Origin of the sequence: Hydrogenovibrio sp., from assembly GCF_049975065.1 — a bacterium.
Classification (GTDB): Bacteria; Pseudomonadota; Gammaproteobacteria; order Thiomicrospirales; family Thiomicrospiraceae; genus Hydrogenovibrio.
The window spans coordinates 1-17,754 of record NZ_JBNGDN010000002.1 but is presented as its reverse complement, the minus strand read 5'-3'; the positions used below and the strand labels follow the sequence as shown (position 1 = coordinate 17,754).

The 17,754-nt window shown below is 52.3% G+C and carries 18 protein-coding genes; 11 read left to right on the top strand and 7 right to left on the bottom strand.

Annotation, left to right across the window (positions count from 1 at the left end; genetic code table 11):
* The first annotated feature begins 66 nt into the window (after positions 1–66).
* From ACP5D0_RS00750 to rpoH, 3 genes are all read left to right on the top strand, one after another.
* Complete coding sequence (locus ACP5D0_RS00750) at positions 67–711, top strand: hypothetical protein (protein ID WP_472363636.1); 645 nt, start codon at positions 67–69, stop codon at positions 709–711.
* The gene (locus tag ACP5D0_RS00745) at positions 708–1,103 is read left to right on the top strand and encodes an MbtH family protein (protein ID WP_472363635.1); all 396 of its coding nucleotides are present in this window, start codon (positions 708–710) and stop codon (positions 1,101–1,103) included. The genes ACP5D0_RS00750 and ACP5D0_RS00745 overlap by 4 nt, the downstream gene beginning before the upstream one ends.
* A 218-nt stretch (positions 1,104–1,321) precedes the next feature.
* Positions 1,322–2,179: an RNA polymerase sigma factor RpoH gene (rpoH, locus tag ACP5D0_RS00740; protein WP_472363634.1), complete on the top strand. Its 858-nt coding sequence runs from the start codon at positions 1,322–1,324 to the stop codon at positions 2,177–2,179.
* Between the two features lie 107 nt (positions 2,180–2,286).
* On the opposite strand, the gene ACP5D0_RS00735 is transcribed toward rpoH, so the two are convergent.
* The 3 genes from ACP5D0_RS00735 to aroK form a co-directional block, all read right to left on the bottom strand.
* Complete coding sequence (locus tag ACP5D0_RS00735; protein WP_472363633.1) at positions 2,287–3,195, bottom strand: D-hexose-6-phosphate mutarotase; 909 nt, start codon at positions 3,193–3,195, stop codon at positions 2,287–2,289.
* 67 nt (positions 3,196–3,262) lie between these two features.
* The gene (gene aroB, locus ACP5D0_RS00730) at positions 3,263–4,345 is read right to left on the bottom strand and encodes a 3-dehydroquinate synthase (protein WP_472363632.1); all 1,083 of its coding nucleotides are present in this window, start codon (positions 4,343–4,345) and stop codon (positions 3,263–3,265) included.
* Position 4,346: 1 nt separating this feature from the next.
* On the bottom strand, positions 4,347–4,871 hold the full coding sequence (gene aroK, locus ACP5D0_RS00725) for a shikimate kinase AroK (protein ID WP_472363631.1): 525 nt from the start codon (positions 4,869–4,871) through the stop codon (positions 4,347–4,349).
* Between the two features lie 137 nt (positions 4,872–5,008).
* Here aroK and gmk point away from each other — a divergent pair, with 137 nt between their 5' ends.
* From gmk to ACP5D0_RS00690, 7 genes are all read left to right on the top strand, one after another.
* The gene (gene gmk, locus ACP5D0_RS00720) at positions 5,009–5,629 is read left to right on the top strand and encodes a guanylate kinase (RefSeq protein ID WP_472363630.1); all 621 of its coding nucleotides are present in this window, start codon (positions 5,009–5,011) and stop codon (positions 5,627–5,629) included.
* A gap of 61 nt (positions 5,630–5,690) precedes the next feature.
* Positions 5,691–6,875 carry a DegT/DnrJ/EryC1/StrS family aminotransferase gene (locus tag ACP5D0_RS00715; RefSeq protein ID WP_472363629.1) on the top strand — a complete coding sequence of 395 codons (1,185 nt, stop codon included), beginning with the start codon at positions 5,691–5,693 and terminating at the stop codon, positions 6,873–6,875.
* Positions 6,876–6,921: 46 nt separating this feature from the next.
* The gene (locus tag ACP5D0_RS00710) at positions 6,922–7,995 is read left to right on the top strand and encodes an iron-containing alcohol dehydrogenase family protein (protein ID WP_472363628.1); all 1,074 of its coding nucleotides are present in this window, start codon (positions 6,922–6,924) and stop codon (positions 7,993–7,995) included.
* A 68-nt stretch (positions 7,996–8,063) separates the two neighbouring features.
* Complete coding sequence (gene kdsB, locus ACP5D0_RS00705) at positions 8,064–8,810, top strand: 3-deoxy-manno-octulosonate cytidylyltransferase (RefSeq protein WP_472363627.1); 747 nt, start codon at positions 8,064–8,066, stop codon at positions 8,808–8,810.
* Positions 8,811–8,854: 44 nt separating this feature from the next.
* On the top strand, positions 8,855–10,108 hold the full coding sequence (locus ACP5D0_RS00700; protein WP_472363626.1) for a 3-deoxy-D-manno-octulosonic acid transferase: 1,254 nt from the start codon (positions 8,855–8,857) through the stop codon (positions 10,106–10,108).
* Between the two features lie 132 nt (positions 10,109–10,240).
* Positions 10,241–10,465 carry a DNA-directed RNA polymerase subunit omega gene (rpoZ, locus tag ACP5D0_RS00695; RefSeq protein WP_472363625.1) on the top strand — a complete coding sequence of 75 codons (225 nt, stop codon included), beginning with the start codon at positions 10,241–10,243 and terminating at the stop codon, positions 10,463–10,465.
* A 41-nt stretch (positions 10,466–10,506) separates the two neighbouring features.
* Positions 10,507–12,669, top strand: coding sequence for a RelA/SpoT family protein (locus ACP5D0_RS00690; protein WP_472363624.1), 2,163 nt, complete (start codon positions 10,507–10,509; stop codon positions 12,667–12,669).
* A gap of 66 nt (positions 12,670–12,735) precedes the next feature.
* Here ACP5D0_RS00690 and ACP5D0_RS00685 read toward each other — a convergent pair whose 3' ends face one another.
* The 4 genes from ACP5D0_RS00685 to ACP5D0_RS00670 are packed head-to-tail and all read right to left on the bottom strand — an operon-like array spanning position 12,736 to position 16,702.
* Entirely contained in the window at positions 12,736–13,605 is an 870-nt protein-coding gene (locus ACP5D0_RS00685) for a metal ABC transporter permease (RefSeq protein ID WP_472363623.1), read from the bottom strand.
* Positions 13,602–15,011 carry a metal ABC transporter permease gene (locus ACP5D0_RS00680; RefSeq protein WP_472363622.1) on the bottom strand — a complete coding sequence of 470 codons (1,410 nt, stop codon included), beginning with the start codon at positions 15,009–15,011 and terminating at the stop codon, positions 13,602–13,604. Before ACP5D0_RS00680 ends, ACP5D0_RS00685 begins: the two co-directional genes overlap by 4 nt.
* Positions 15,001–15,801 (bottom strand): metal ABC transporter ATP-binding protein, encoded by an 801-nt coding sequence (locus tag ACP5D0_RS00675; RefSeq protein WP_472363621.1) that lies wholly within the window; start codon positions 15,799–15,801, stop codon positions 15,001–15,003. Before ACP5D0_RS00675 ends, ACP5D0_RS00680 begins: the two co-directional genes overlap by 11 nt.
* A 1-nt stretch (position 15,802) precedes the next feature.
* The gene (locus ACP5D0_RS00670; RefSeq protein ID WP_472363620.1) at positions 15,803–16,702 is read right to left on the bottom strand and encodes a metal ABC transporter solute-binding protein, Zn/Mn family; all 900 of its coding nucleotides are present in this window, start codon (positions 16,700–16,702) and stop codon (positions 15,803–15,805) included.
* Between the two features lie 293 nt (positions 16,703–16,995).
* Here ACP5D0_RS00670 and ACP5D0_RS00665 point away from each other — a divergent pair, with 293 nt between their 5' ends.
* Positions 16,996–17,382 carry a RidA family protein gene (locus ACP5D0_RS00665; RefSeq protein WP_472363619.1) on the top strand — a complete coding sequence of 129 codons (387 nt, stop codon included), beginning with the start codon at positions 16,996–16,998 and terminating at the stop codon, positions 17,380–17,382.
* Positions 17,383–17,754: the final 372 nt, after the last annotated feature.

The window sequence follows — 17,754 nt, the reverse complement described above, 5'->3', positions numbered from 1 at the left end:
AAAAGGCTCTACTATGAAGGCTCTTACTCAAATTCGCGTACTGCTAATGCTCGCCCTGTCCTTTTTTTGTTCGCTTGCAACGGCAACAACAGTCATAACACAGACAGCGATCAGACAAAACTCTATGTGCTGGAAGCCAACGAGGCGGAATTGAACACGGCTCCTGGGACCAATACCTATCAATTAAAAACCGCGCAGCATCAAGACCCGATGGTTTGGTTTCATGACCGCCCCGGACGCGATACCGGCACGGAAAACCTATTGCGCTTCACCCAGCAGACCTGGCCAAAATACTTCAAACCCTATCCGCCGAATATCGGTCTGGCGTATCGTGATGCCAATGGCGACTGGTTTATTGCCCCGGCCAAGGTGTTATCTTTGGAAGCGAATGCGCTTTCCACACAGCTGACTTGGACATTACAAACCGACAGTTTGCTGGAAAGCGGCGTACTGCAACAAGCGATTCTCTATTTGGACAATGAAGGCGGCTTGCTGAAAGCCGACCAGAGTCACACCTTTCTTCAAGCCGCCGCCCGTGGTCAGCTGCAAAGCACGGCTAACGGTTACCGCCTGACCCTTTCCTACCCGCTGGATGAGATACTGATGTTGCCCGTCACCCCAAACAACGATTTCAGCGTCATCACCACCGACTTTTGGGTGGATGACATCTGGCCAAAAAACTTTCAAACCACCCCCCTAATGCGTCTGTGACGCTGCAAACGGATGACAATCGCCTGCACACCCTTCTGGTCACACTCTCAAGCCCGCAATGGGACGCTGATCGCCAAACACTGACCTATGGTGCAGAGATTCTACGCGGCAATGTGCCTGAAACGGCTGGCACGGCACTGGTGTACATTGACACCTATTTTGACGACGACAGACGGAACTCTAGAACCTACAAAGTGCTTGTCAATCGTGAAGCGCAATATGCTATCTGGCTGGCGGATCGGGAATCCCCTATTGGATGGCAAGACGCTGGTTTTCAGGGTTCAAAGGTCGAATGTCTGGATTACATTGACGACGTCTGGACGGATATGCGCCCACTTTCTCTGCGCAAAAAAATGGACGAAATGGAGCGCAACAGCGGCTCGGATTGGTAAACGGCTCGATCTATGATTTCACAGGTGAACCGCCGCACGCATCGTGACAAATCACTTCACTTAAAACGATTAATTAATTGATTTAAAAGAGTTCATGACGCTATAAAAACACGGCAAAATCTGGCCAAAAACCCCTAGCACTCTCTTGACTTGAGTGCTAACAACAGTGTAGTATGAAGGTATTAAACCTTAACCCAATTTCGATTAGGAGAAAGTGCATGACTCATGATGTAATCCGGTTTGCGAACAATCTGACTCCTGGCCAAAACTTGGAGACCTACCTCCGCACCGTTCAAGCCCTGCCGCAACTGACGGCGGAAGACGAAATGTCGCTGGCGGAAAAACTGTATTACCAACAGGACTTGGAAGCGGCTCGCCAATTAATCCTATCGTCTCTGCGTTATGTGGTGCCGATTGCGCGCTCTTATAAAGGCTACGGCTTGCCATTGGGCGACCTGATTCAGGAAGGCAATATCGGCCTGATGAAAGCGGTGAAACGCTTTAACCCGGCGGAGAATGTGCGTTTGATGACCTTTGCGGTGCATTGGGTGCGCGCGGAAATCAACGAATACGTTATCCGAAACTGGCGCATTGTCAAAACTGCCACCACTAAAGCCCAGCGCAAACTGTTCTTCAAGCTGCGCAGCACCAAAAAAACGCTGGAATGGTTTGGCGACAAGGATGCCGATGCGGTCGCAAAAGAACTGGGCGTGACCCGTAAGGACGTACTGGAAATGGAGTCCCGTCTTTACGGACAGGATATGTCAGTCGATTTGCCAACGGATGACGAAGAAAACGGCCAGCGAAACAACACGCCCCTGCTGGTCAGCCGCGAATTGGATCCGGAAACGCAATTGGTCAACGAATCTCAGGCCGATTATGACCTGAACCAAATGCAACAGGCACTGAAAGCACTGGACGACCGCAGCCGCGACATTCTGCAACTGCGCTGGTTGACCGAAAGCAAAACCGGCCTGAAAGAGTTGTCGGAAAAGTATGGCGTGTCGATGGAGCGCATCCGCCAAATTGAACAGCAGGCCATTCAAAAGCTGCGCGCCAATATGGTGTTGGCTTAATCGCTTAAACAACCTCTTCTGACACTCGGCGTCAAAACCGAGTTCACACACTAAAACGGCGCTGTTCAGCGCCGTTTTTTATAAGATGGATCAGTCGACTAGTTGCGCTAAAGCGGCGTTTCCGAAATCACCATTCGCAGCACATGCTCGGTTTTGGGCGCAATGGTCACGGCGTTGTCCAGTACATTGCCCGCCTCCACGCACAGCATTTCCGGCCAGGCCTGGTCATTCATGTCGGCAAAGCCTTTGACAATCTCCGCGCCGGGGTTCCACACCACCGAGGACTGCGCCGATTCTTTTTCGATGCAAAGACAACGCCCCAACCCCGAATCGTTGATTTTCACCAGGCCTGGCTGATTTAAGAAAACCGAATCAATCGGCGGCTGAATCGCCAGCGACTCGGTTTGCGTCACAGGCTCAGCGTGGGTTAATTTATCGTGACGTTCGCTGCCTTGCAATCCATCCACCCACACATCCGGCGCATTCGATACTGAAAAATAGCTGTGAAATGCCTCGGTGATTTCAAACGGCTTGTCCGTTGGGTTCAACGTGGCCAAGGCCAGCGTCAAGGTCTCGCCCACCGTGACCGTTAAACGCAGTTCAAACACCTGCGGCCAGAGCGATAAGGTTTCAAAAGAAGTGGCAAATCGTAATTCGATCCGTGTTTCGGCAGGCGACAGCGCCGTCACCGATACCAGATCCCACACTTTATTGCGCACAAAACCGTGCGCCGGAAGCCCGTCTTTTTCGGCCGCACCAAACCAAGGCCAGCAAACCGGAATGCCGCCACGGACGGGTTTTTTGCCATGATACACCGCCGTGTCCGATACCCAAAGCCAGTCCTGCTGAGACGTTCCTTCGCCAAGAGGTGTAAAGCTGAGGACGCTGCCGCCATGTGTGGTCAACACCGCTTTAGCGGCCGTATTGACCACTTCGACCATGACTAACTGATCCTGTTGATAAAAACGCACGCCGTCAACGGCAAAATCGGTTTGCAGGGTTTCAAGGGTTTGCATAAAAGACTCCTAGCGACTTTAACCCAAACCCATCTTATGGACTTATAGAACTTGGGGTAAAATCAGGTTAACGATATTCGGTCAAGGTTTGCTCTAACAATTGCGGCGGGTAATCTCCGGTGACATAAGCTTGCCCAATCGCCTTCAACAACACCAAACGGATTTTACCGGCCTGAACTTTTTTATCCCCAGCCATCAATTGTAAAAAACGTTCATTGGGCATGTCATCGGTGGACGGCGGCAACACCGGCAAACGCGCCGCCGTTAAAATCGCCGCAGCACGATCCTGATCGGCCTGGGTCAAATCCCCCATCAACTTGGACAGGTAAATCGCCTGCATCATCCCGGCACTGACCCCCTCTCCGTGCAACCAGACGCCATAGCCCATTCCGGCTTCAATGGCATGGCCAAAGGTGTGCCCCAAATTAAACAAAGCGCGCAATCCGGCTTCTTTTTCATCCTTGGCGACAATGTCCGCTTTGTTCTGACAGGAGCGTTCAATGGCTTCCGCCAATACTTCCGCTTTGCGGTCCAGCAGGCCTGGCAAATTTTGTTCCAGCCATTCAAAGAACGGATAATCGACAATCAGGCCGTATTTGATAACTTCCGCCAGGCCGGCCGACAATTCGCGGTCTTCCAAGGTGTTCAAGGTATCGGTGTCGATGACCACACACTCCGGCTGATGAAACGCGCCGAGCATGTTTTTGCCCTGCGGATGATTCACGCCGGTTTTGCCGCCTACCGACGAATCTACCTGAGACAACAAGGTGGTCGGCATTTGAATAAAGTTCACCCCGCGCTGATAAGCCGCGGCGGCAAACCCGGTCATATCGCCAATGACCCCGCCGCCCAAGGCGACAAAAGTGCATTTGCGGTCGAAATGGTGCTCAATGGCCACATCGAAAATACGGTTCAGAATCTCAAGGTTTTTATACTGTTCGCCGTCCGGCAATACCACCGTCTGCACCTCGTAATCGGAAAAGGTCTGTTTGACCCGCTCCAGATACAGTGGTGCCACCGTAGTATTGGAAACTATCAGCACTTGCGTACCGGTGACATAGGGCTGGATCAATTCGGCTCGGTCAATCAAGCCTTGACCAATAAAGATGGGGTAGCTGCGCTCCCCTAGCTCAACTGTGAGTGTTTTCAAATTAAATAACCTGTTTTTCCTGAAGTTGATCAACAATCATGCGAACCACCCGATGCACCGGAATCTGCTCGGTTTCAATCACCAAATCCGCAACGTCTTCATATAAAGGGCCACGCTGTTCAATGATGGTTTGCAACACCTGCTTCGGGTCTTCGGTTTGCAACAAAGGACGATTGCGGTCGTGACGGGTGCGTTGCACCAGAGCATCCAGCGACGACTTCAGGTACACCACAAACCCGCGCGAACGCAAACATTGACGATTTTCCGGCAACAGCACCGCACCGCCGCCGGTGGCCACCACCGTCTCGGTGCGTTGCGTGAGTTCATCAATCACCGCCGCTTCGCGTGCACGAAACCCCGCCTCGCCCTCTATGTCGAAGATCATCGGAATGGTCGCGCCGGTTTTCGCCTCGATCTCATGGTCGCTGTCCACAAAATCGTATCGCAACCGTTCGGCCAGAAAACGACCCACGGTTGACTTTCCGGCACCCATTGGCCCCACTAAAAAAATACTTTCATTATGCATGCGCCTATTGTAGCCTAATCCCAACAAAATTAGGTAAACTCTGATAAAATGTTCGCACTCAGAATTCGTCTTTTTTCGACAAAAACCTACGCTCAGAACACCATTCTCAGAACCCAGAACCGTTAAAGGAAATCGCCATGGCTGGAACGCTTTTTATTATTTCCGCACCCTCCGGTGCCGGTAAAACCTCATTAGTCACCAAGCTGATTGACCGTGACAGCCGTATCCAGGCTTCCGTTTCCAGCACCACCCGCCCGAAACGCGACGGCGAAGAAGATGGCGTCAACTACCATTTTCTATCGGTCGAAGCCTTTGAGCAGAAAATTGAAAACGGCGATTTTCTGGAGCACGCCAACGTCTTTGATAACTTTTACGGCACCTCGAAAAGCGATGTCGAAACCCTGCTCGCCACCGAAAAAGACGTCATTCTGGAAATCGACTGGCAAGGCGCGCAACAGGTTCGCACCCTCATGCCGGATGCCATCAGTATTTTTATTCTACCGCCCAGCCTAAAAGAGCTGGAGCGCCGCCTGAAAGGTCGCGGCACCGACAGTGAAGCGGTGATTCAACAGCGCACGCAAGAAGCCATTTCGGAAATGCAGCACTACAAAGAGTTTGACTACCTTGTCATCAACAATAACTTTGACATCGCTCTCAACGAACTGCACAGTATCTTCTTGGCGAACCGTCAGAGTCTGGCGCGCCAATACGCCGAACACGCCACGATGATTAACGAAATGACACAAGTCAACGCCTGACGCCATCCAAGTCCACTGGCTCCCGAACAAACCATATGATTTAACACTAAGGAAACACACCATGCCCGGTTTTGAACTTTTTGATGATACCGAAAAACAACAGATTGACGACGTTATGGACAAGGGGTTTACCTTTCGCTATAACTTCGATGGCATGCGCAGCGATGTCTGGAAAGCGCGCGAACTGGAAGGCCTGATTCGCAACACCTTAAACGTCAAACACGTCCACTTGGTCTCCAGCGGTACGGCGGCGCTTTCTACCGCGCTGGCCTCTGCGGGAATCGGTGCCGGTGATGAAGTCATCGTGCCGCCCTTCACGTTTGTGGCTTCGGTGGAAGCGATTGTGCTGGCGGGCGCCATCCCGATATTTGCGGAAATCGACGAAACCCTAACCTTATCCCCCGAAGGCATCGAAGCCGTCATCACGCCGAAAACCAAAGCGGTCAACTTTGTACACATGTGCGGTTCCATGGGGCATATGGACGAAATCAAAGCCGTTTGCGACAAGCACGGTCTGATTCTGTTGGAAGACGCCTGTCAAGCCACCGGCGGCACCTATAAAGGTCAAGCCTTGGGCACCCTAGGCCAAGTCGGCACCTTCTCGTTTGATTCGGTGAAAACCATTTCCTGCGGCGAGGGCGGCGCGGTGCTGACCAATGACGACACCATCTACAAGCACGCCCACCAATACTCCGACCACGGCCACGATCACATCGGCTCGGATCGCGGCGCGGAAAGCCACCCGATTATGGGCACCAACTACCGCATATCGGAAATGAACGCGGCCGTGGGTGTGGCGCAATGGCAGAAGTTGGATCGTATTCTCGACATTCAGCGTAAAAACAAACACGCCTTAAAAAAGGCTTTATCACAATACGATGAGGTCTCCTTCCGGGTGATCCCAGACGAAGCCGGTGACAATGCAGGCTTTTTAAGTCTTATTTTGCCCACGGAAGCGCGTACCCGCGAGGTGGTCAAAGCGTTGGGCGACGCCGGTGTACCGGGCGTGTTTTACTGGTATGCCAATAACTGGCATTACTTCAAAAACTGGGATCACATCCACAACATGACGGGGCCGGCCAAGCTGCCCATCGAGCTGATTGCCGACCGTCCTGATTACACCCAGGTCTCGACCCCGAAATCCGACGACATTATGAGCCGGACACTTTCCATGCTCATTAATCTGTCCTGGTCAGACGCCGACATCCAAATGCGCATTGATGCGTTTGCCAAAGTCTTTAAATAAGTCTCAGTACCTCTTTTAAACACGAATTACCAACAGGAATGACCCAATGAAACATCGCAACTTTAAAACCGTGCCCAGAATGATTTTCGGACGCGGTTCTTTCGACCAACTGGATGACGTTTTAATGGAAGAACGCCAAAATGCCGACGATTATGTGGTGTTTCTGGTAGACGAAGTCCATCAAGACAAGCCGCTTAAAGATCGCATACCCAATCAGGCGCACGATCTGGTCATCTGGCTGGACGTCACCGACGAACCGAAAACCACCTATGTCGATGCCTTGACCGAACAGGTTCAGGCCTTCGGTAAGGGTAAAGATCCGGTCAGCGTTGTCGGGATCGGCGGCGGGTCTTCCATGGACATCGCCAAAGCGGTTTCATTGTTATTAACCAATCCGGGCGGTGCGGTGAAATACCAGGGCTGGGATCTAATCCAAAACCCGGCGATTCACCATGTCGGCATTCCCACCATTTCCGGTACCGGTGCCGAAGCATCGCGCACCACGGTGTTGACCGGGCCTGACAAAAAGCTGGGCATGAACTCCGACTACACCGTCTTTGACCAAATCATCATGGATCCGGATCTGGTCGCCGGCGTACCGAAAGACCAGTGGTTCTATACCGGCATGGATTGCTACATCCACAATGTCGAGGCGTTGAACGGTACTTACATCAATGAATTCGCCCGTGCCTTCGGTGAAAAATCGTCCGACCTGTGCGATGAAGTCTTCCTAAACGACCACCCGGAAGCCGATGAAAAACTGATGATGGCGTCCTACATGGGTGGCCAATCCATTGCCTACAGCCAAGTCGGTGCTTGTCACGCCCTATCTTACGGCCTGTCGTACGTATTGGGTTACCACCACGGCATCGGCAACTGCATTGTCTTTAACGTTCTGGACGATTTCTATCCGGAAGGCGTAACAAAATTCCGCCAGATGATGGATAAGCACAACATCCATTTGCCAACCGGTATTTGCCAGGATCTCTCCGAGGAACAAATGGACAAAATGATTCAAGTGGCTTCCGGCTTGGCGCCCCTTTGGGACAATGTCTATGGCCCGAACTGGAAAGAAAAGGTCACACCGGAGCTGTTGCGTTCTCTTTACCTGAAAATGTAATCCCCTGTTACAGGCTATCTCTGATCCGTTGCCGCCGTAACGGATCGATTCAAGGACACCAATTCTCTATGAAAACCTATGTTTTTATTCCGGCGCGTTACGGCTCCTCCCGCCTGCCCGGCAAACCATTGAAACCCATTAACGGCCGGCCGATGATTCAACACGTTTTCGAACGCATATCAAAAGCACAAGGGATTGAGGCGGTGTACGTCGCCACCGATGACGAACGCATCAAGGACGTGGTGGAAGCCTTCGGTGGCCAGGTTGTTATGACCCCGCCGGAAGCCGAATCCGGCACTGACCGTATCGCTCAAGCCGCTAACGCCATTGGTTTAAACGATAACGATTTAATCGTCAATGTTCAAGGCGACCAACCGCTGGTGCATCAAGGTTCGATTGAAGCGGTCATCGCCCCGTTTAAAGCCGACGACTATGACGGTTCGTTTGAAATGAGCACCCTGTCGTTCAAGATTGTCAACGAGGCCGAAATCACCAGCCCGAAGGACGTCAAACTCGTTACCGACGTCAATGATTTTGCATTGTATTTTTCACGCGCCACCATCCCGCATGGCCGCGACTACTGGGATCACGACTCCTTCAAACACCTGGGCGTGTACGCCTACACCAAACGGTTTGTCGATACCTTTAACGCTTTACCGATGGGGCGTTTAGAAGACATCGAAAAGTTGGAGCAGTTACGCGCACTGGAATTCGGTCATAAAATCAAAGTGGTTGAAAGCCAATGGGATTCGCCCGAAGTGGACTTGCCAGGCGATATCGAAATCATGGAAGCCTTACTCAGTGCGGGTCACTGATTCCACCAGGCCTGGTGAAACCTCTCAAACGGTATTTTAAGGCGATGCTGTACGCGCTACTGATCCGACTTTTCAGCCCTGTCATTTTCCTGATAACGCTTCTGGAAGCCACCCGCCGCCAAGGCGGCTGGCGCTTTCTAGCAGAACGCTTTGGTGGCTATCGAACCGCGCCAACAAGCGCCGATCCCACTTGGATTCACTGCGCCTCGGTCGGCGAAGTCAAAGCCGCCGAGGCCCTGATAAACGCGCTTATTTTGCAAGAAACGCCATTGCTCATCACCACCAACACCCCAACCGGGGCCAAACTGGTGACCGAACTCTTCCGGCAAAAGGTGATGCACAGCTACCTGCCACTGGACTACCCGTCTGCCATACGCCGTTTTCTCAAACACCACCACCCCCACGAATTATGGGTACTGGAAACCGAAATCTGGCCCAACCTCTATCGCTTGACCCACCAACAGGGTGTGCCGATCCAACTGATTAACGCACGCCTTTCAATCAAAACACTCAAAAGCCCTGCTTGGGTGAAACGGCTTTACCGTCAAACCTTGCGCTACGTCAGCCACATTTATGCCCGCAACCCAAGTGAAGCCAATCGGTTTCGCCAGCTGGGGGCGGACGACGATACACTCCAAGTGCTCGGCAACCTGAAGTACGCCGGACTCACCCCGCAACCCGACTACCCCAACCCGCTGAAATGGCCGAACCCCGATTCAAGCGGACAGACGTCTGAATACGTTTTAGCCGCCAGCACCCATGCCGAAGAAGAAGCCGCACTGGTCGAACTCTGGCAAGGCTTAAACCGCCCCGAACGACTGGTGCTGGTGCCGCGTCATCCTAAACGACGCCAGCGCATTCTCAAACGACTGGTAGCCGTTCGCGAACAACTGGCGGTGCTCAGTCTTAACGAACCCATCACACCCCAAACCCACTATTTTCTCTACGACCGTATCGGCGGCCTCATGCCGTTGTATCAGCATGCAAAACTGGTCATTATGGGCGGTGCTTTCGTTGCAAAAGGCGGGCATAACCTTCTGGAACCGGCGGCAATGAAAGCCTGCATTGTTACCGGACCGGACATGTCCGATTTCGAAGAAGAAACCCAGCAGTTAATAGAGCGCCACGGCGTCTTACAATGCCGCCACCTAACCGAGCTGCAACAGCAACTGCCCCGTTTGCTCGACCACCCCGAAGAGCGCCAAGCCATGGGGCAGGCCGCCTACCAGCTGGTGGTCGAAAAATCGCACCTGCTTGATGACTATCTAGCCGCCCTGGGAAACAACACCCGCCAATAACCTCCGACGATTCATTTTGCTTTAATCAATCGTTGCAATCTCTCCAATCGTTTTAAAAAAATTAGTTGTTGAATAGACCGCCCGATATTCGGTAAAATAATAGTTTACTGAAAATTATAGGAAGAACCGCCAATGGCACGCGTCACTGTAGAAGATTGTTTAGACCAAGTTGAGAACCGTTTTGAGCTGGTGATTCTGGCCGCCAAACGCGCACGCCAGCTATCGAATGGTGCCGAAGCCACACTGGAATGGGAAAAAGACAAACCCACCGTCATGGCACTGCGCGAACTGGCCGACAACACCATTAACAAAGAAGTCGTGATGTCCGACCCGGACACGCCGCCTTACTTCACCTGATCGCCCGCCTGACCTCAGCCAAGGAGACCTTTCCGACGTTTATGCCCACCCCAACATCCATTGACGGCCTGATCGAAAAAGCGTCGGTATATCTCAAAAAAAAACACCTCAAACAACTGCGCGCCGCCTTTGAGTTTGGTGCAGAGGCACATCAAGGGCAAAGCCGAAAAAGCGGCGGCGACTACATCTGGCACCCGGTCGCGGTCGCCGAAATTCTAGCGGAAATCCAACTCGACCACGAAAGTCTGATCGCCGCCATCCTGCACGATGTCATCGAAGACACCCCTTTCTCCAAGCAAGACATCATCGACCGCTTCGGTGAAAATGTCGCCGAAATCGTGGATGGCGTTACCAAACTCGGTAAACTGGAATACGACAACCCCCAAGAAGCGCAAGCCGAAAGCTTCCGCAAAATGGTACTGGCCATGGCGCGCGACATTCGCGTCATCCTCATCAAACTGGCCGATCGCCTGCACAATATGCGCACTTTAGGCGTCATGCGCCCCGAAAAACAGCGCCGAATCGCCCGCGAAACGCTGGAAATCTATGCGCCTATTGCGGCACGACTCGGCATTAACGCCATTCGGATCGAGCTGGAAGATTTGGGCTTTAAAGCCATGTACCCCTACCGTTTTGCCGTACTGGAAAACGCCGTGAAAAAATCACGCGGCAACCGTGCGGAAGTCGTTGAACAGATCAACGATTCCATCAGCCAGCGCCTGCAAGAAGACACCATTCCAGCACAAGTGATCGGGCGAGAAAAGCATCTTTACAGCCTGTATAAGAAGATGAAATACAAGCACCTGAGCTTTGACGAAATTCTCGATATTTTCGCCTTCCGCGTGGTGGTGAACACAGCGGATGAATGCTACCGCGTTCTCGGCTCGGTGCACTCACTCTACAAGCCGTTTCCCGGGCGCTTCAAAGATTACATTGCCATCCCCAAATCCAACGGTTACCAGTCATTGCACACCGTTTTATTCGGCCCTTTCGGTGCCTATATTGAAATCCAGATTCGCACCAATGAAATGCACGAAGTCTCCGAACACGGCATTGCCGCTCACTGGGTCTACAAACAAGGCTTGGAAGAAGATTCTTTAACCAAGGTCGAACGCCCCATTTCCGCCGTTGAGCTCCGCGCTCAGGAATGGGTCAAAAACCTGCTGGAAATTCAACAGGGCGCAGGCAATTCACTGGATTTCCTGGAAAACGTCAAAATTGACCTTTTCCCAAATGTCATCTATGTTTTCACACCGAAAGGCGACATCGTCACTTTACCGGCCGGCGCCACCGCTGTGGATTTCGCTTACGCGGTCCACACCAATATCGGCCACGCCACCGTCGGCTGCCGAGTCGATAAAAAGCTCATTCCATTACGCACCCATCTGGAAAGCGGACAAACCGTGGAAATCATCCGCAGTAAGGAACTGCAGCCCAACCCATCTTGGCTGCATTTTGTTACCACTGCGAAAGCGCGTTCGCAAATTCGATCGTTTTTGAAAAACCAGCAGTCCGAATCCGCGCGTGCACTCGGCCAGAGACTGCTGGAAAAAGCGCTGCGCAACTTCAATATGTCATACAACGGCTTGACCGATGCCATACGCGAAGGCTTAGCCATTGAGTTAAAGCTATCTAACTGGGATCAGCTACTGGAAGAGATCGGACTCGGCAAACGCCTGTCAAACCTGGTGGCCAAGCAAATCCACGACGTCGTGCTGGGTAAAGAAGACTCCGTCTTCCGAACGCCCGACAACGACGAATCCGCCCTGCCACTTGTCATCACCGGCACCGAAGGGATGGCTGTGAATTTCGCGGGCTGTTGCCACCCCATTCCCGGCGATGAAATCATCGGCTTCATCAGCGCGGAAAAAGGCTTGGTCATCCATCGCCAGGAATGCAAGAACGTGCGCCATTTTAAAAACCACCCGGAAAAATGGCTGGATGTGAACTGGGAAGACAACATCACTCAAACCTTTGATGTCGAACTGCAACTCGAAGTCCACAATCGACGCGGCGCTCTGGCGACCATTGCCAGCAATATCGCCGAAATGAAAACCGACATTGACCGTGTCCGCTCCGAAGACAAAGACGAAACCTACAGCCTGATGAACATCGTCATCCGCGTCCACACCCGAAAACACCTAGCGGATGTCATGCGCAAACTGAAACGCCTATCCATCGTCGAAAAAATTCAACGACTCTGATTCGCCACCAACCACGATTATTGAAAACCACCAGGCCTGCTATGAGCAGGCTTTTTCATATCCTTGTCAAGCGCGAACCAATCGTCCCTGACGACGTGTTTTCAAGGCTTGCAAAATCAACACTGTCACCATCAGCAGTATCCCGGCCATCACCGCAATGGATGCGGCAATCGAACTGTCCAACCAGACGGCAAGGGCGTAGCCTCCCAAAACGGAAAGCTGTGCATAGGCCGCCGCCAGCCACAACATACCTTTTAAAGACTGGGCCAATAAATAGGCCGAACTGGCCGGAATCACCAGCAAGGCCACCACCAGAATCGCCCCCACGGCATCGAACGACGCCACGGTCGTCAAGGACACCATCGTCATCAACAAATAATGCCAAAACACCACATTGACCCCTAAAGACACCGCCAGCGCCGGATGAAACGACACCAGTTTAAAGCGCTCAAACCCCACTAAGACAACCACCAGATTCAGCACAAAGACGGCCAGAATTAACCAAAAAGCGCGCGGTCCCAGATCGGTTTCCCCCCAAAGAAGGGTATCAAACGGCACAAACGCAATTTCACCGTAAAGCACGCACTCCTGATCCAAGTCCACCTGTCCGGCGTAAACCGAAATCAAAATCACCCCGACGGCAAAAAACCAAGTGAAAATAATTCCAATACTGGCATCGGCCTGCAGCTTTCCGACTCGGTGCAGCGTGTTCGACAACCAGGCGGTCAGCAACCCTATGGCGGTCGCACCGATCATCATCGCCACAGCCGAACGTCCCCCAACAATCAAATAGGCTAGCACAATGCCCAGCAACACCGAATGACTGATGGCATCTCCCAGCAAACTCATGCGGCGCAACACCAGAAAAACCCCCACCATCGAACAACTGATCGCCACCAGACTGGCCGTAGCGAGAATCCAAATATCACCGATCATGATTCGGCTCCTTTGGGTTCGGATGAAGCTTGCGCCGCCGGAATTCGTCGTCCATGCGGATCTTTCAGCGAACCCTGGCGATGCGTGCCTCGCAATGTTTGCTCCAACGCTTGGGTTTCTTCATCTGTTAACAGATGCTCAATCTGTTCGGCTTGCGTGTGCACCTGATCCGGCGTTAACGCCAGCTGTTCGGTTAAATAGTTTTCCCAAAGACGATGACGGCGTGTCAGCGCCATCGCCCGTTCCGCACCGGCGGGTGAAAGTGCCACCGCCCGCACGGTTTCCGTTGCGGTCAACCAGCCCTGTTTTTTCATTCGCGCCAAAGTCTCTTTCAATTCTGCCAATGGCATGGTGCGCAACGTCAAAATATCTTCTTCTCCAAACGGCAAATCCAACGCCAAATCGGTTTGAGCATGATGACGATTGGCTGGGTGACGTTCATTGAGTACATACAAAGTGCGCAGCACATTTTCATCACACACCTGACGTCGCAGGCGACGCTGCCGCAACACATTGGAAAGCAAGCCACGTTGCGGCGCAAATAAAAAGGACACCGCAAACACCAACGACAACACCACCACCATCCAAGGCCCGGTGGGCATGGCCGGTGCCATATAGGAAATGTTGGCACTCAACAGCCCACTGACACCGCCAATCAACCCAGCGGTCATCAGCATAACCGACAGATTATGCCCCCAGAAGCGTGCCGCCGCCACCGGCGTCAACAGCACCGCCGCCATCAACACCACCCCAACGATCTGCAAGCCGATGACCACTGACATCACAATCAGCAGCGCCAGCACCAATTCATAAAACGCAATGTTCAGCCCCAGCGATTGCGCATAGGTTCGGTTAAAGGCAATCAAACGGAATTTCTGGAAGAAAACCGCCACCGTCAGCAACACCACGACGGCCACCGCTGACAACAGGTAAATATCGCTCGGCAGCATCGCCGCCGCCTGACCAAACAGAATTTTGTCCAGGCCTGACTTGCCCGCCACCTCCATGCCCTGAATGTACGACAGCTCCATCAGTCCCAGTGCAAAGAAAAACGATAAGGTAATCGCCATGGCGGCATCCGGCTTGATTTTGGTGTGCTTGGGAAGCCAATCCATGAGGAACAGCCCCATAAAACTGCTAAACAGCGCACCGAAAAACATCAGCAATGGCGACTGGGCATGAAATAAAATAAACGCTGTCATCACCCCAGGCAAAGCGGCATGCGCCAGCGCATCGCCCATTAAGGAACGCTTGCGCAAAAAGGCAAATCCGCCAATCACCGACGCACTGAAGCCCAGCAAAATCGAGCCGACCATCACCCAGACGGCATTGGCATCCTCGAATCGCCAAAACGCCAGAAACAGCGCCCAGTAATCCGGCGAATAGGCGACAAAATCACTCGTCATCGTGCACCTTATCCAGATTGGAGCGGTAGAGCTTTTCGGTCATTTCGCTCAACAGCGACAGACGACCGCCATAGGTTTTATTAAGGTTTTCCGGCGTCATCACTTCCTGCACCGGCCCGGCCGCCACCAAACGCGCATTCACCAGCAACACCCAGTCGAAATAATCGCCAACGGTGTTCAAGTCGTGATGCACACAGACAATGGTTTTGTTTTGCAATTTCAACTCGTTAAATAACTCAATAATGGCTTTCTCAGTGGTGACATCCACCCCGGCAAAGGGTTCGTCCATTAGATACAGGCTGGCTTTTTGCGCCAAAGCCCGCGCCAAAAACACCCGTTGCTGTTGACCACCAGACAGCTGGCTGATTTGACGATCCTTAAAATCCAGCATACTGACCCGTGCCAACGCCTGCTCGGCCATCAGCACATCGTCGCGCGACGGACGTTGCCAGAACCTCAAATGACCGTGTCGCCCCATTAACACCACGTCCATCACATTAATCGGGAAATCCCAATCCGACTCCTCGCGTTGCGGCACATAGGCCACCGACAACTGCTTCTGTTTCAGCGGTTGCCCGAAAAAACGCACTTCACCGCTCATCAACGGCTCCAAGCCCATAATGCCTTTCAGTAACGTGGACTTCCCCGCCCCGTTCGGCCCGACGATGGCAATGTTCTGACCTTCCGGAATGGCGAAACTCACATCGGTCAACACCGGCTTGTATTGATAGCGCATGCTCAACTGCGTCACCGTCAGCGGCGAATTTTCAATGGTTTTCCAAGCCTCCATATTATTTCAACGCCTCGACGATGGTAGTCACATTATGCTGCATCATACCGATATAAGTGGCTTGCGGCGTGCCAGGCAGCCCCAGCGCATCCGAATAAAGCTCGCCCCCGATGACCAGATGACCACCCGCCTCATTCACCCCGGCCACCAACGATTGCAGGAACTTTTTCGGCACGCTGGACTCCACAAACACCGCCTTGATATGGCGCTCGACAATCAAATCTTTTAACCGCTTAATGTCATGCAGCCCAAATTCCGATGCGGTGCTGATGCCCTGCAAGCCCCGCACTTCCATGCCGTAAGCACGCCCGAAATACCCAAACGCATCGTGCGCGGTAATCAGCACCCGCTGTTGACTTGGAATCGTTTGAATCTGCTCGGCGACCCAAATATTCAAGTCCGCCAATTGCTGCAGATAATCCTTTGCATTTTGCTGATAATGCACCGCATTCCGTGGATCCAGCTCGACCAGCGTTTTCAATACAAACTCACCCGCTCTTTGCCACAGGCGCACATCAAACCAGACGTGCGGATCCGTGGCCTGCCCGAAATGCAAAATCGCATCCTTCGGAAACTGCGACGTCACCGCAAACACCGGCTTTTTTCGCGCCAGTTTTTCCAGAATGTCCTGCATTTTGCCTTCCAAATGCAACCCGTTGTAGAAAATCACGTCCGCCTGTTGCAAGCGTCGCAGATCACCGTGAGTGGCTTTATACAGATGCGGATCCACTCCGGTGCCCATTAACGCCGTCACCTCAACCCGATCCTGACCAATATGCGTTACCAGATCGCCCACCAAGCCAGTGGTGGCAACCACCTTCAGCGGCTCAGCCTGTAACGACCACGGCAAAAGACTGACGACAACGAACACGACACGACTCAAATACCCATTAATATCCATTCACTCTTTCACCCACCTGATTGAAAATTTAGCCAAGGCTAATAATTAAAAACTCGGCCAGTATAGCACAAACCAAAGTCCTCACAAATCCCCTCTTTAACTCAGAAAAACGCAGCGAAATGCAGAAATAATGACTGAACCCAGGCTTCGTAAACCAAGCGTCGTAAACCAGGCTAATGACCAGGCCTGGCAAAAACCGTTATCGGCTCGTCAGCCACCGTCTTCGCATTTTGTGCTAAAATCCAAGCTTTTTTCAGCTACCCTTTTCAACCCCCCATAGTGAGGAAAACGTCATGCGAGAAATCATTGCCACCGATAAAGCGCCACAGGCAATCGGCACTTATTCACAAGCCGTTAGAGTCGACAACACCGTCTACCTCTCCGGACAGATTGCCTTGATTCCCGAAACAATGACTCTGCAAGAAGGCGATATTGCCGAACGCATCCACCAGGTTTTCAAAAACCTGACCGCCGTGTGTGAAGCCGCCGGAGGCAACTTGCAAGACATCGTCAAACTGAATATTTTCTTGACCGACCTCAGCCATTTCGCCACCGTTAATGAAATCATGGCGCAATACTTTGAACAGCCTTATCCGGCGCGTGCCGCCGTCGGTGTCAAAGAACTGCCGAAAGGCACCGATGTGGAAATGGACGGTGTCATGGTGCTTTCCTCTTACTGAGACCGCCTACCGAAATGACACGCCACACGGAAATCGATTGGAACCCAGTCGATTTCCGAGCACGATTGCAACGCACCCGAATGTCAATGGCTACACCAACAATCGCACCTTAAACGATCACATTTTCACCAAAAAAGTGCATCTTTACATTAAACTTTTCAAACAAAACCGCCGCCCACATCCAATACCCATGCTTTATAAGCCTATTCTAAAAAGGGTATAAATATTGCTTGTAAATGATTAATCGAGCCATATTTCTTGCGAAAACAGGGGCAAGAAAGGTCGATGCAAATTTATAAAACATTCGGGTCAGATAGCGATGAGTGATCAATCGGTTGATATTCTATGGGTGCTGATCAGCGCTGTGCTCGT

Bases quoted from the DNA above. Each gene is read 5' to 3' on its own strand.
- rpoH (WP_472363634.1), top strand. From the start codon at position 1,322: ATGACTCATGATGTAATCCGGTTTGCGAACAATCTGACTCCTGGCCAA.
- ACP5D0_RS00735 (WP_472363633.1), bottom strand. From the start codon at position 3,195: ATGCAAACCCTTGAAACCCTGCAAACCGATTTTGCCGTTGACGGCGTG.
- aroK (WP_472363631.1), bottom strand. From the start codon at position 4,871: ATGCATAATGAAAGTATTTTTTTAGTGGGGCCAATGGGTGCCGGAAAG.
- gmk (WP_472363630.1), top strand. From the start codon at position 5,009: ATGGCTGGAACGCTTTTTATTATTTCCGCACCCTCCGGTGCCGGTAAA.
- ACP5D0_RS00715 (WP_472363629.1), top strand. From the start codon at position 5,691: ATGCCCGGTTTTGAACTTTTTGATGATACCGAAAAACAACAGATTGAC.
- ACP5D0_RS00710 (WP_472363628.1), top strand. From the start codon at position 6,922: ATGAAACATCGCAACTTTAAAACCGTGCCCAGAATGATTTTCGGACGC.
- kdsB (WP_472363627.1), top strand. From the start codon at position 8,064: ATGAAAACCTATGTTTTTATTCCGGCGCGTTACGGCTCCTCCCGCCTG.
- ACP5D0_RS00700 (WP_472363626.1), top strand. From the start codon at position 8,855: ATGCTGTACGCGCTACTGATCCGACTTTTCAGCCCTGTCATTTTCCTG.
- rpoZ (WP_472363625.1), top strand. From the start codon at position 10,241: ATGGCACGCGTCACTGTAGAAGATTGTTTAGACCAAGTTGAGAACCGT.
- ACP5D0_RS00690 (WP_472363624.1), top strand. From the start codon at position 10,507: ATGCCCACCCCAACATCCATTGACGGCCTGATCGAAAAAGCGTCGGTA.
- ACP5D0_RS00685 (WP_472363623.1), bottom strand. From the start codon at position 13,605: ATGATCGGTGATATTTGGATTCTCGCTACGGCCAGTCTGGTGGCGATC.
- ACP5D0_RS00680 (WP_472363622.1), bottom strand. From the start codon at position 15,011: ATGACGAGTGATTTTGTCGCCTATTCGCCGGATTACTGGGCGCTGTTT.
- ACP5D0_RS00675 (WP_472363621.1), bottom strand. From the start codon at position 15,801: ATGGAGGCTTGGAAAACCATTGAAAATTCGCCGCTGACGGTGACGCAG.
- ACP5D0_RS00670 (WP_472363620.1), bottom strand. From the start codon at position 16,702: ATGGATATTAATGGGTATTTGAGTCGTGTCGTGTTCGTTGTCGTCAGT.
- ACP5D0_RS00665 (WP_472363619.1), top strand. From the start codon at position 16,996: ATGCGAGAAATCATTGCCACCGATAAAGCGCCACAGGCAATCGGCACT.